This is a genomic window from Bacterioplanes sanyensis, from assembly GCF_002237535.1.
Classification (GTDB): Bacteria; Pseudomonadota; Gammaproteobacteria; order Pseudomonadales; family Oceanobacteraceae; genus Bacterioplanes; species Bacterioplanes sanyensis_A.
In genome coordinates, this window is sequence record NZ_CP022530.1 from 917,831 (window position 1) to 930,960 (window position 13,130).

Genomic DNA, 13,130 nt, shown 5'->3' on the forward strand with positions numbered 1-13,130 from the left:
TTCTTTCGAAGCAGACTGTTAAACGTCAGAACATGAGAGGCGACATGAACCAATCCGTTAAAGCTCCCATCCCCAGCACACTGGCTTTATTACCCGCAGCCATTGCCGCATCGCTACTGGCGCCATCAGCGATGGCACAGCAGCCGATGCTGGAAGTGGTTACCGTGGTGGGTGAAAAGACTGAACGCTCCATCAAGGACACCACCTCATCTGTCTCCGTGATTGGCGAAGATGAGCTTAACAGCATGAAGCATGTCAGCATCAGCAGCGCAGTGGCAGAGATTCCCAATGTGGTGGTGGCCTCTGGCTCTAAGCCGAATATTCGTGGTGTGTCGGGCAATGGATCAGCCACAGGCTTTAACTCCTTTACCGGCGGTGCCAAAGCGCGGGTATCGCGCTTGGTCGATGGCGTGGCCGTGCCCTTTGTTGCTGACCTCACCGGCGACACCGGCCTGTGGGATATCGAGCAAATCGAAGTATTTCGTGGACCGCAATCCACCAATAACGGCCGCAGCAGCATCGGCGGCAGTATTTATATTAAAACCAACGACCCCAGTTTCGACTGGCAAGCCAAAGCGCGCTTGGGCGCCAGGAATCAAGATCAGCTGATCGATACGTCGGTGATGGCCAGCGGGCCGTTATTGGACGATACCCTGGCCTTTAGGCTCACCGCACAGCGACTGGACGGCGACACCTACAACCAAGGGACCAAGTATCCTACGCATCAAGCCGACTTTGACCTTAATGAGCTAAAAACACAAAAACTGCGCGGCAAGTTACTGTGGAAACCGGCCGCAGACGATGCTGTATCGGTGCTGTTGAGCCACAGTAGCGCCCAAGAACAAGGCGATACCGGACGCGAGTTTTTCTCCGGTGATGACCCGTGGGATTACATTTCGCTCACTCAGCGCTATATGGACACACAAGCCGATACCACCAGCGTCAAAGTCGACTATCAATTTAGCTCTGCGTTGTCATTTGAGTTGCTCGCAGCGGTGACCGACTTTCAGTGGGGTTTCGACACCTACGATGTCAACCCTGACGATCAGGCTGAGGTGCGCCTGGACGAAGACGACAGCAGCGTCGATGCCAAAGTCAGATTTGATTTGCCAGACAGCCGTATTAAAGGGTTTGTCGGCTTAGCCTATTCCGACCGGGAACAAACATTTGATAGCCACGGAGGGTTGCTGGAATACGCAGGCGATGATCAGTCATCGTCGAGCGCCTTTTATAGCGAGGTTGAAACTGGCCTGAGCGATAACGTCAGTGTGCTGCTGGGCCTTCGCGGTGCCAAGGAAGAGCAACAGCGTGAGTTTCGTGCCATGCAACAGAGTGCAGAGCTGGATCGTGACAAAACCATCTATTTGCCCAAACTGGTGCTGAAATATCAGCTGGACGAGTCCACAACCTTGGCCGCCAGCAGTCGCAAGGGTTACAACCAAGGCGGTGGCGCGCTCGATTATCGCACCTATGAATATTATTACTTCGACGAGGAGTCGGTGTACTCCCATGAGTTGAGTGCTCGCTCGAGCCTGCTCGACAATACACTGAATATTAATGCCAACCTGTTTTACAACCGTTATTCAGGTTACCAGGCATCCAACAGCCAGCGTCGCATCATCAATGTCGACAGTGCCCACACCTACGGCCTGGAAATGGAAGTGAATGCCTTATTAGGCAGCGACTTGGAGCTGCGTTCTGGCCTTGGCTTACTGGAAACCAAAATCCTCGATGGCGGCAGCGATTACAACGAAGCCGACGATAACCGCTTGGACTCAGCGCCCGGCTTTACCGCCAATATCGGCAGCCGTTATTGGTTCACCCATGCCATAAGCGTGGATGTGTCAGCCCGGTATGTGAGCGAATACTTTGGTGATATTCAAAATACCAAAGCACGCCAAGCTGGGGATTATGTGATTGCCAACCTGCAAATGTCCTACGAGCAGGGCGATTGGTTATTGCATGCGTTTGTGAATAACCTAGCGGACGAACAAGCACGTACCGTCAACGACCCGGGTTCACCAGAGCGCGGCACAGAGCCATACGCTTCCATTGTTGACCCGCGCACGATAGGCGCATCGGTGACCTACACCTTTTAGTCACGCTTATTACCACTAGCTTGCTAGCGACTTCACCAGCGTTTTATCCACAGCGGGTAAAACGCTGGTACTGTTAAACGGGAGATGGCGTTGGGCTAACGGGCGATGGCGGTAGGCTAAGGCACCTGTTCCCGATCATGGCTGCCATAATCGCGCGCCACCTCGGCCACCCGAATGCGATAATGCTCAAAGATGTGCTCGCGCCCCTGTTGCTGGGCTGCTCGGTGCTCTTCCTGCGTCCGCCATTGCTGCACCGCAGCTTCATCCCGCCAGAACGACAGTGACAATAACCGATCAGAATCGCTCAGACTTTGATACCTTTCAATGGATATGCATCCGTCGATCTCTTGTAGCTTGGATTTAAGCTCTGCCGCAATATCCAGATAAACCTGTCGCTTTTCCTTATGCGGGGACGCTTCAAAAATAACGGCTATCACTGCACGTTCACTCCCTGCAAAAAAGTGTGCGGAACACAGGATAGAAAGCTGCGTTTTTCCTGCAAAATAAACCGCTCTTGAAGGGCAAAGTTAAAATTATCCCGACCTTGCTGGTCTGCCTTAAGTCGAACCCGATACGCTTCGTACTCGGCCAGGCTGGCAAAATTGATCAAACCGTAAGCCACAAAATTGGTGCCTTCGTGTGGCAAGAAGTAGCCAATCAGCTCTCCTCCACACCTTGGGATGATCTCCCCCCAGTTGCGAGCATATTGCTCAAACAGCGCCAATTTGCTCGGGTCTAACTGATATTCGATAAAACAAGTGATCATAGTGCATTGTCTCCTTTAGCGTCTTTGGGCACTATGCAGACAACTCAATCCCTATGCTTCGGCCTGCATCGAACTATTCCTATGCACGAACCCGATATCACCCTGATTGCCAGCTTAATTGGCGAACCCGCCAGAGCCCGTATGCTCACCGCTCTGATGTCGGGTAAAGCTCTGACTGCAACGGAACTGTCACTGGAAGCGGACATAACCGCACAGACGGCCAGCAGCCATTTGGCGAAGTTGGTTGAAGGCTCGCTGCTGTCGGTCAGAAAACAAGGTCGGCACAAATACTTCCAACTAAAAAATCAGAGGGTTGCAGGATTAATTGAGCAGTTGCTGACGCTCAGCAGTGAAATAACTCTGAAAACACACACAGGGCCAGCGGACCCCTACTTACGACAAGCGCGCGTCTGTTATGACCATATTGCAGGTGAGCTGGGAATACAGCTTTATGACGCGCTGGCTGAGGCTAACTACATCGAGGACAAGCAAGTCGAGACCCTGCTGACCCCGGATGGGGCTGATTTTTTTGAGCAGCTAGGTGTCTGTATTCACACGCTTAGGAAAAAAAAGCGCCCGATCTGTAAATCTTGCCTGGACTGGAGTGAGCGACGTAACCACTTGGCAGGTAGCCTGGGACAGTGGATTTTAACTGATGCACTTGAGCGGGGGTGGCTGCAAAGAGTACCGGACTCTCGGGCACTTATGCTAGATAAAATCCGCGGCAACCTCTTTGCAAAAACCTATGGTATTGCGTTTACAGGCAATACTGAGAAATGATGTTTTAGACCTGATTGAGATTATTATTCGCCTAACAGATAACCGTGAGTAAAAGCATTGCCTTTAAACTGCCGGTGCCAGCGTTCGACTACTTCGTGCACAGATCAGCTATCAGCTTGATCCTGCGCGACTTGCAACACCACATAAGAATGGTTCGGCATTACCGCATAGGGCGCAATATTCATAAAAAACTTGTGCTTGTTCTAACAGCAATGACTCACCCAGCCTCGGCGATGCTCTAAGCTACGTCCTTCCTGATCAGAGCCGCATAAAAACGCACACCGCACACAGCGTGAGACGTAACGATAATAAGGTGTGGCTTCCAGAGACGAGTTCCTAGCGCGGCTTGGAAGTGACAGATTCCCAGTGAGAGGGATTTGCTTGCAGTCCAGCCGGTGGACTTAGAAATCGCTACCAGACAATTTTCCCATCCCAATTACCTTGTTATTTAAATTGTTCATTACGAAATCGGCAGCGGCCTGCTAGTGCCGGATGTGCACACAAACTTTTCCGTGCCCGGGCAGTTCGCACTGCCGGTATTAACCGAGCTGTTAACGACGATTGGCAGCAGCGCATAGCCACTGGGGAATAGAGCAAGTGCTGTAAATCGCATGACTGCGGCGCTGAGCCAGCCGTGTGAGCAACGGGCAAGAAGCAGATCTGCGGCGTAGGGTAGGGCACTTCTGAATAATTCGGTGCTCGCTCTGGATCGCCAGAGGGCTCTAAAGTCTACATTGAACCGAAAAACTTGCCGTTACGGCTCATATGGCCAACAATTATGAGCCGCAAATAGGAAGTTTGCGGCTCATAGCACCATAAACAAGGCACTGGACAGCCCATGAGCTACTCGTGCCCAGGCAGTTTGCACAGCCGGTGTTAATCGAACTGTTGACGGCGATTAGCAACCGCACGTAACCACTGGGGGAATAGAGCAGGTTCTGCAGATCTGCATGCCGGCGGCGCTGAGCCAGCCGTGTGAGCAACGGGCAAGAAGCAGATCTGCGGCGTAGGGTAAGGCACCTCTGAATGATTCGGTGCTCGCTCTGGATCGTCAGAGGGCTCTAAAGTCTACATTGAACCGAAAAACTTGCCGTTACGGCTCATATGGCCAACAATTATGAGCCGCAAATAGGAAGTTTGCGGCTCATAGCACCATAAACAAGGCACTGGACAGCCCATGAGCTACATTTGGCAACACCAACACTGGCCCAACTTTCACTACGATGGCGCAAAGCTGTCTGCGCTTGCCTACCAATACGCCAAAAAAGCTGCTCTGCTTGCCGGCAGTCTGTCGCAAACCAATCAGGATGACTCCATAGCCGCTCAGCTGAATTTGATGGTGGACGAGGCGATAAGCACCAGCCTGATTGAAGGTGAGAACCTGAATCCGGCCAGTGTACGCTCATCACTACAGAACTATCTGAATCTAACCCCGACTCCCATCCACGTCGCTGACGCTAAAGCAGAGGGAATGGCAGCGCTGCTGGTGGATGTACGTCAGCACTTCAATCAGCCACTTAGCAAAGAGGTGCTATGCAACTGGCACCGCATGGTGCTGGCCGGATTTGAAGACAATATTCTGCACAGCGAATTGACCGTCGGGCAGTGGCGCGACAGCCCGGAGCCCATGCAAATCGTTTCTGGGCCGGTTGGTTATGAACGTGTGCACTATCAAGCACCCGCCGCCCAAGACCTTGATGCTTTAATGACGGACTTTCTGAGCTGGTTCAATCGGCAAGATAACCAACAAATACCTGGGGTGATCCGCGCCGGTATCGCTCACCTGTGGTTTGAAGTCATCCACCCATTTGATGACGGCAATGGTCGGATCGGCCGCGCCATCATCGAATATGCGCTGGCACAAGATTTGGGCATGCCTGTTACGTTTAGCCTGTCGACGCATATCGAAGAAAACAAAAAAGAATACTACCGCCAATTGAATGTGGCGAGTTGTTGTGATGCTTCAGAGTTAGCTAACCCCGAGATGCTGGATATCACTTGCTGGCTTAGCTGGTTTATTGAAACCCTGATCGCAGCTCAACAAAGAGCTGCAGAAAAGATAGCAACAATATTTGCAAAGACCGAGTTTTGGCAGCGACACAGAAATACGGAATTATCAGAGCGCCAGAAAACAGTCTTGAATAAAATATTTAAGGCAGGGAAAGAAGGATTTCCCAACGGTGTTAGTGCACGAAAATACGCGGCTTTGGGTAAATGCTCCAAAGCAACCGCCACCCGAGACTTAGGCGATTTACTCGCTAAAGACTGCATAAAGTCCGAAGGCGTTGGCCGGGGGATGAGGTACTTTTTAAATAACAAGAGCTAGGAGGTTGTTCAAAATTCTGTGATAACCAGTGACAGATTCCGAGCAAGTGAGGTTTGCTTACAGCCTAGCCGGTAGAGTTAGAGATCGCTGTCGGCTAGCTTTCTTATCATGACTGTCTTTTTTATTATATTGTTGATTGTATTATTGATTGTTGGCCTGGACGACGCGGAAAATGGCTTAATAGCCCATAGGTTAGATCTGCATTCTGGCTGGCATGCCATAAGAATATGGCAGCCTAGCTTTGACCTTTAGCGTCAGGTAAAAACGGGGAATTACTTGAAAAGCGCTACCATATTGGAAGGCAGGGGACCAGTTTTCTATTTTTCAGTAGTTTCCTGCCAATCATCTGCGACAACTTACGATCTGATATCATCATTCCTTACACGACAAAACAAACACAAAACTTGCATAATCAACATCACTCCTAGAGGATAAAGATAAACATAAGCACGGATATCCTCTCCGTATGACATATATTCCTCAATCGCAGCATCTCGCCCTAGAAATAACTTACCGTCGACTTCAATATCGAATAAATACGGCGTAGATGACATGGAGAAAAGACCATCATAATAGATGAAGCATACATCTTTTCCGACTAATCTCTGTAGACGCTCAGGAAGGCGCTGCCGAGCACCCATCACAAAGTCATATTTATCATAATCAACAATATGATAATGATCCCCAGACCCTTTATAGCGCTTGCGATAGCCTTCCCCCGAGTACAGGCCACATACTATATTAGCCTTCTCAATATCTGCTGGAGACATGCGCCACATATCGTATTCCCTGTGTAACGACATAAACAACAAGTAGCACGTTATTACCCAAGCTGTAGGTGACAAAAACCAGTTACAATATCCGCAGGACATGACTCCTCCTCTTCCTTAGATAAATTAAGGACATATAACTGCTACTCCAGTGTTAGGACATATAATGGTCTTGGCACATGCCTCACGTCTGGTCAACTCCTTTCCCATAGTAATCCCTCCGAAAAATAACAGCGGTCAAAAGTAGAATTTTCTCGTAACCTAAACACAGGAGGTTCGGCAATAACCCGAACACCCACTCCAAATTCCCTTGTGTACAGAAAACTAACCACTTCTATGCCCCGTCGTAGCCTTTAAATAATCCCCTCCGTCGCTACGCCCAATCGGCCTAAGCAGGCCAACGGATAAACGCCATCTCGGCCGGGAGGGGATTGTTAAGGGGTGCGGTCCCCCGGGGCGCGTAGCCTTAACTGATTAAGCCCGAGCGCAGCCGGGCGAATCAATCAGCCAGCCCCTAGCGCAATATTCCACTTTGTGAATAACGCGCTAGAGAAACCGCAACAATGCAGGCGAGGCGATTAAGCCGTCATCTGGCTAGCAAGCTTATTCTTTTTCAGATGAATCAGAATCTGGCTGATGGCGGCCGGGGTAATGCCGGAGATACGTGATGCCACGCCCAGAGTCGCTGGGCGTACCTGGTTAAGCTTTTGTTTTACTTCATTGGATAAGCCGCCAATGGCCTCATAGTCGAGATCCTCTGGCAGGGCGGTGTTTTCATAGCGGCGCAGCTGCTCAATTTCTTCCAGCTGACGGGCAATATAGCCGTCGTATTTGGCTTGAATCTCGACCTGCTCCGCCACTTGTGGGTTATCCACAGGTTCGCCTTTAAGGCCGGCGACATCGGCATAAGTGAGCTTTGGTCGCTTGAGCAAATCGTGCAGATTGTACTCGTGGCTAATAGCAGCTTCACCCAACGCTTCTAGCTGCTTGGCAGCTTCGGTGTTGGGTTGCACCCAGCTGGTTTTCAGGCGCTGGCTTTCCGCTTCAATGGCATCACGCTTGGCATTAAAGGCCGCCCAGCGCTGATCGTCGACCAAGCCCAGCTCACGGCCGATTTCAGTCAGGCGCAAATCGGCATTGTCTTCACGCAGCACTAAGCGGTATTCCGCGCGGCTGGTAAACATGCGATAGGGCTCTTTGGTGCCCATGGTGATAAGGTCGTCGACCAGTACACCTATGTAAGATTGGTCGCGGCGCGGCACCCAAATGTCTTTTTCTTGGGCGCGCAGGGCGGCATTCACACCGGCCAGCAGGCCTTGCGCACCGGCTTCTTCATAACCTGTGGTGCCGTTAATTTGGCCGGCAAAATACAGGTTGTGGATAAACTTGGTTTCCAAGCTATGGCGCAGATCACGAGGATCAAAAAAGTCATACTCGATGGCATAGCCAGGGCGCGTGATATGGGCATTTTCAAAGCCACGCATGCTGTGGATAAGCTGTAATTGCACATCAAATGGCAATGACGTGGATATGCCGTTGGGGTACAGCTCATTGCTGGTTAAGCCCTCTGGCTCAACAAATACCTGATGGCTGTCTTTATCGGCAAAGCGCATCACCTTGTCTTCAATCGACGGGCAGTAGCGTGGGCCAACACCTTCGATCACACCAGCATACATAGGCGAGCGGTCGAGGTTATTGCGGATCACGTCATGGGTTTGCTCATTGGTATGGGTGATGTAGCAGCTCACCTGCTCTGGGTGCTCATCCACCGAGCCCATAAAGGACATCACTGGCAGCGGTGTATCACCTGGCTGCTCTTGCATGACCGAAAAATCGACACTGCGACGGTCAATGCGCGCAGGAGTACCGGTTTTTAACCGGCCAACATTAAACGGCATCGCCCGTAAACGCTCAGCCAAGGCAATCGACGGCGGGTCACCGGCACGGCCGCCTTTGTGGTTTTCCATACCGATGTGGATAACTCCACCCAGGAAGGTACCTGTGGTTAACACCACGCTGGTAGCAAAGATGCGCATGCCGGTGTTGGTCACAACACCTTGCACGGTGCTGCCGATACCGTCGCCGGCAACGATCAAGTCGTCACAAGCGGCCTGAAAAATATCGAGGTTGGGCTGGTTTTCCACAATCTGGCGAATGGCGGCGCGGTACAAGGCGCGGTCGGCTTGCGCTCGTGTAGCGCGAACCGCTGGGCCTTTACGGCTGTTCAGGGTACGAAACTGAATGCCTGCTTTGTCCGTGGCCCGCGCCATGGCGCCTCCCAGAGCATCAATTTCTTTCACCAGGTGGCTTTTACCAATGCCACCGATGGCCGGATTACAGGACATCACCCCGACGGTATCCGTGTTGTGAGTGAGTAACAGGGTTTTACTGCCAGCACGCGCCGCTGCCAGCGCAGCTTCGGTACCTGCGTGTCCACCGCCGACCACAATCACATCATAACGAACCGGATAATCCACCACTCACCTCAAAAAATATAACCGAGGCCTTACCGCAAGGCCGCAAAAGGGCGCGCATTATAACAGCGAAACCGCAAAACGGGCATAGTATTGAGCATATTTTGTACAGATGAATTATCAACATTATCCACAATCGATTTATCCCTGTGCAATCTGTTGTACACACAGTCCACCAAATTCCATTTTTCCCAATAAATTCAGTAGGTTATAAATGGAATAAGTAAGTGGACAAGTGTGAGTAAAATGGTTGTTCATGGACTTTTCCCAGCCATGACCATAAAAAAACCCGGGATATTCCCGGGTTTTTTGCACACTTTTCACAGCTTTACTAACAACTTAGGTAGCATCGGTGCCATCATCCGTGCCGCCATCTGTGCCGCCATCTGTGCCGCCGTCTGTGCCGCCGTCTGTGCCGCCGTCTGTGCCGCCGTCTGTGCCGCCGTTTGTGCCGCCGTCCGTCGACGGGGCCGCGAAGGTCATAAACAGCAAACGGCTGTCATCGCGCAAGTAAAACTCCAGTTCACCGCTGGCATTTACGCCTGCATAACCGGTCATTGGGGTTGTGTTATCCACATCGTCACCGGCGCAGCTTTGACGTTGCGACAGTTGCACTTGATAGAGGTTAAAACTGGTGTTCAGTGTGGATAACGTGCCGCGAAAGTTACAGCCACTGTTGCCTGTGGCTATCCCGAGGCCGGTAAAGGTGGCTGTGGTCGGCGAGCTGCGGGTGATAAACAGCTCATAGCCCTCAGCCGTCCACTTACCCACCGGGGTAATGCGGCTGATGGAGCTGTTATTGGTCCAAGTCGTATCTTCCGTTAACTGCACACGACCGCTGGTGGAGTTATTCACAGCAAAGGCGCCGACCAAGCTATCATCAACCGCCGCCACAGACGCCAGCTGCAGGTCAAAGTCGTAGTCCTGATTACTGCCATCGGCCAACAGTTGCTCTGCTTCGGCTTCAGAGCCGGTATTCAAGGCATAGGATTGCAGCGCCATCTGCGCCGTTTGTGTGAGCTGATCGAAACTGACGCTGCCGTAATAGCCGCGACTGGCATCCACGCCATAGGCGTTACCGTTGTACACTAGCACGCGTAGGCCGCTGTCGCCGTCGAAGGCTCCATCCCAAAAGCCATTGAGAGCCTGTGTATTAATAGTCACCGGTTCGCCTTGATCGTTGGTGACGTCATCGTCGTCATCTGGTGCCGCCAGGCAGCCTGTTAACAGCACCAGTGGCATCGCCAGCCATGCAGTTTGCTTGCGCACGCCTTATTCCTCCATACAGCTGAGTCATCGCTAACATTGGTGTTAGGGAACCTTTAAATAACTCTCACAGCTCTGCGCGATTGCAGCAGGCGTTCAGAACTAGGCTGCGGTGGCAGAAAGTGGCCAGCCCTTTTCAACAGCGCCAACGACGTGTTGAAGGCCGACTGCCCGCGCCCTTCGGGCAACGTCTGCGAACTCCAGCTTGTTGTCGCCGATCTTTGCTGTAGCTGGCTAGAGCGGGCACCGAATTATTCAGAGGTTCCTTAAGCATACTCATCGGCCGCGGCGCTGTATCCTTTACTGGCCTACCTCTGGTTACATCCAGCACAAGCTGTGGATATTTCTGTGCAATTGTTTTTAACAAATGGTCATATGCAGAGGTTGCATTCTGGGTGACCGCGTGCATAACTAACATCTGTTAGCCTAATAACTGTCCGCAGGGAGAATGCCGGATGTCGGAAATGCGCGATCAACTGAAAGTCATTGCTACGCAACAGATTCGTCATAAAACGCTGGCAGCAGCGAGTTTTCGGGAGTTGGGTAAGGCGGCGGGTATCAAGTCCAGCTCCGTGCATTACCACTTCAAGAGCCGGGATGCGCTGTTATTGGAGCTGGTGAAGGATTATCACCGCGACTTCTTTGCCGATTTGAGCCAGCGCTGCAGCGAGATCAGCAGCCCCAGGCAGCGGTTATCCACACTGGCCGATGTGTTTTGCGACAGCCATGCAAAACAAATGCAGTGTTTGTGTCAGGCGTATGCAGCCGGTATCGACAGTTTGAACGACGAGCACCGCCAAGCCAGCCAGGCGTTTTTCGACGAGCTGCAGCACTGGGTCAGCGACACCTTGGCAAACGCACGCTTACTGGCATTACCGCGCGATGAGTTGGCCAAAGTGGTGGTGAGCGCCTTGGAGGGCTCCTTGCTGTTGGATCGTGGCGAGCAAGAGCAACAGCGCCTGCAAGCGACCAAAGCCTGGCTAACGACGCTCAGCAGCTTGTAATGACGTTTCAGCCACTGCGCATGGACCGAGCCCAGTCCGCCATCGTTCGACCCGGCGAGCAACAGTGGCTGCGTGCGCCGCAAGCGCCGATTGAGCGTTGGCCATTGGAGCGCGAAGCGCCCGAGCACGGTCAGGTCACCAGCCTGGTGCGTTACCTGGCCGCGGCGCAGTTTCCGCCGCACCGCCATCCACAAGGTGAGGAAATCCTGGTATTGCAGGGCACCTTCAGCGATGAAGGCGGTGATTTTCCAGCTGGCAGCTATTTGCGCAACCCTCCTGGCAGTCAGCATGCGCCGTTTTCCACAGACGGCTGTTTGATTTTCGTCAAACTCAATCAGTTTGCGGTCGGTGATGATCAATGGGTACGCCAGCAAGACCAAGGCAGCGCGCAGCAGTTACTTCACCAATTTGCCAGTGAGCAAACCTGGTTGCTGACCTTGCCTGGTGACTTGCCTGACGCTCACCTATTTCAACGTGCCGAGCTGTTGGTCATAACCGGCGACGTGAGCCTTGGTGGTCAGAGTTGCCCAGCGCTCAGCTGGTTACGCCTGAGCGTTGACCAGTTGCAGCAAATCACCGCTACCGCTGTCACTCGTGTGCTGTTGAAACTGACGGGTGAATGCGCGACATCCGCCGCTGAGCAAAGCTAATTAATCTGTCAGTTGTTCACCTGTTGGAAAAGCCACCGCAGGGCTAGAGTGTTTATCACTTTCGTACACGCTCTACAGGTGACACTATGACAACCGCTCAGGAAATCAGCGCCAGCATCGATATTCCCGGCCGCAAAATGGATTTTGAATTTGAGCTGGATGACATACCCCGTCACTGGTTCGCGGACGACGCCTTTCGCTCAACTTATATGAATGCACTGTCTTGTTTATTTCCCGAAGGCGAGCGCATGTTTATGGACGCAGTGCGCGCGCATCAGAACAAAATTTCTGACCCTCGCTTGCTGGAACAAATAAAAGGATTTATTAAACAAGAAGCGATTCACGGTCATGAACATGCGCAATACAACGATTATTTGAAAAAATGGGGGTATCCCATTGATCGAATTAATAAAATCGAAAAAGCCGAAAAAGTATGGATGAAAAAGTGGGTACCTAAATCACACCGTTTGGCGATCACCTGCGCATTGGAGCATTTTACTGCCATTATGGCGCACCAAGTGTTGACCGACCCACAAGCAACGGAAGGCATGCATCCGCAATTTAAACAAATGTGGCGTTGGCACGCGATCGAAGAAACAGAGCACAAAGCCGTCGCCTACGATGTGTACCAACAAGCGGTAGGCAGTTATTGGCTGCGGGTCATTACCATGATTAATATCACCATTATGTTTTGCTTGCGTACCACCTTGTACCAGCTGATATTTTTGTGGAAAGACGGTGAGTTATTTAACCCAAAAACTTGGTGGCGAGGGTTTCAGTTCTATTTTCTAAAACCCGGTATGGTGCGGAAAATATGGCGTGATTACCTGGATTATTTTCGCCGCGATTTTCACCCTTGGGATCACGACAATCGTGCGCTGCTGGGCCAATGGGAAGCCGAAGCACAAGCCTACAAACCTGTCTGAAACGTCACTGCGCTTGCGCCTGACGGCCATCATCTAAACTGAACCTCAGTGCCTGTCGCACTGAGGACA

Annotated in this window: 11 protein-coding genes; 6 read left to right on the plus strand and 5 right to left on the minus strand. The window is 51.9% G+C overall.

Going from position 1 to position 13,130, the window contains the following annotated elements; translation table 11 throughout:
* Nucleotides 1-44: 44 nt before the first annotated feature.
* Nucleotides 45-2,099, plus strand: coding sequence for a TonB-dependent receptor (locus tag CHH28_RS04315; RefSeq protein WP_094059151.1), 2,055 nt, complete (start codon nt 45-47; stop codon nt 2,097-2,099).
* 116 nt (nt 2,100-2,215) lie between these two features.
* Here the strand turns inward: CHH28_RS04315 and CHH28_RS04320 are convergent, their stop codons facing one another.
* Both CHH28_RS04320 and CHH28_RS04325 read right to left on the minus strand, forming a co-directional pair.
* Nucleotides 2,216-2,536, minus strand: coding sequence for an antibiotic biosynthesis monooxygenase family protein (locus CHH28_RS04320; protein ID WP_094059152.1), 321 nt, complete (start codon nt 2,534-2,536; stop codon nt 2,216-2,218).
* Complete coding sequence (locus tag CHH28_RS04325) at nt 2,533-2,865, minus strand: NIPSNAP family protein (RefSeq protein WP_094059153.1); 333 nt, start codon at nt 2,863-2,865, stop codon at nt 2,533-2,535. The genes CHH28_RS04320 and CHH28_RS04325 overlap by 4 nt, the downstream gene beginning before the upstream one ends.
* 81 nt (nt 2,866-2,946) lie before the next feature.
* Between CHH28_RS04325 and CHH28_RS04330 the strand changes: the two genes are divergently transcribed.
* A complete protein-coding gene (locus tag CHH28_RS04330) occupies nt 2,947-3,645 on the plus strand; it encodes an ArsR/SmtB family transcription factor (protein WP_094059154.1) in 699 nt (232 codons plus the stop codon).
* Nucleotides 3,646-4,822: 1,177 nt separating this feature from the next.
* On the plus strand, nt 4,823-5,971 hold the full coding sequence (locus CHH28_RS04335) for a Fic family protein (protein ID WP_094059155.1): 1,149 nt from the start codon (nt 4,823-4,825) through the stop codon (nt 5,969-5,971).
* A 356-nt stretch (nt 5,972-6,327) separates the two neighbouring features.
* On the opposite strand, the gene CHH28_RS04340 is transcribed toward CHH28_RS04335, so the two are convergent.
* The 3 genes from CHH28_RS04340 to CHH28_RS19825 form a co-directional block, all read right to left on the minus strand.
* Entirely contained in the window at nt 6,328-6,750 is a 423-nt protein-coding gene (locus tag CHH28_RS04340; RefSeq protein ID WP_094059156.1) for a hypothetical protein, read from the minus strand.
* 569 nt (nt 6,751-7,319) lie between these two features.
* Entirely contained in the window at nt 7,320-9,218 is a 1,899-nt protein-coding gene (gene mnmG, locus CHH28_RS04345; protein ID WP_094059157.1) for a tRNA uridine-5-carboxymethylaminomethyl(34) synthesis enzyme MnmG, read from the minus strand.
* 336 nt (nt 9,219-9,554) lie between these two features.
* Nucleotides 9,555-10,484 carry a hypothetical protein gene (locus CHH28_RS19825; RefSeq protein WP_157729773.1) on the minus strand — a complete coding sequence of 310 codons (930 nt, stop codon included), beginning with the start codon at nt 10,482-10,484 and terminating at the stop codon, nt 9,555-9,557.
* A 461-nt stretch (nt 10,485-10,945) separates the two neighbouring features.
* Between CHH28_RS19825 and CHH28_RS04355 the strand changes: the two genes are divergently transcribed.
* From CHH28_RS04355 to CHH28_RS04365, 3 genes are all read left to right on the plus strand, one after another.
* Nucleotides 10,946-11,485 (plus strand): TetR/AcrR family transcriptional regulator, encoded by a 540-nt coding sequence (locus tag CHH28_RS04355; protein ID WP_157729774.1) that lies wholly within the window; start codon nt 10,946-10,948, stop codon nt 11,483-11,485.
* Nucleotides 11,485-12,135, plus strand: coding sequence for a cupin domain-containing protein (locus CHH28_RS04360; protein WP_094059159.1), 651 nt, complete (start codon nt 11,485-11,487; stop codon nt 12,133-12,135). The genes CHH28_RS04355 and CHH28_RS04360 overlap by 1 nt, the downstream gene beginning before the upstream one ends.
* 86 nt (nt 12,136-12,221) lie before the next feature.
* Nucleotides 12,222-13,061 carry a metal-dependent hydrolase gene (locus CHH28_RS04365; protein ID WP_094059160.1) on the plus strand — a complete coding sequence of 280 codons (840 nt, stop codon included), beginning with the start codon at nt 12,222-12,224 and terminating at the stop codon, nt 13,059-13,061.
* The last annotated feature ends 69 nt before the right edge of the window (nt 13,062-13,130 follow it).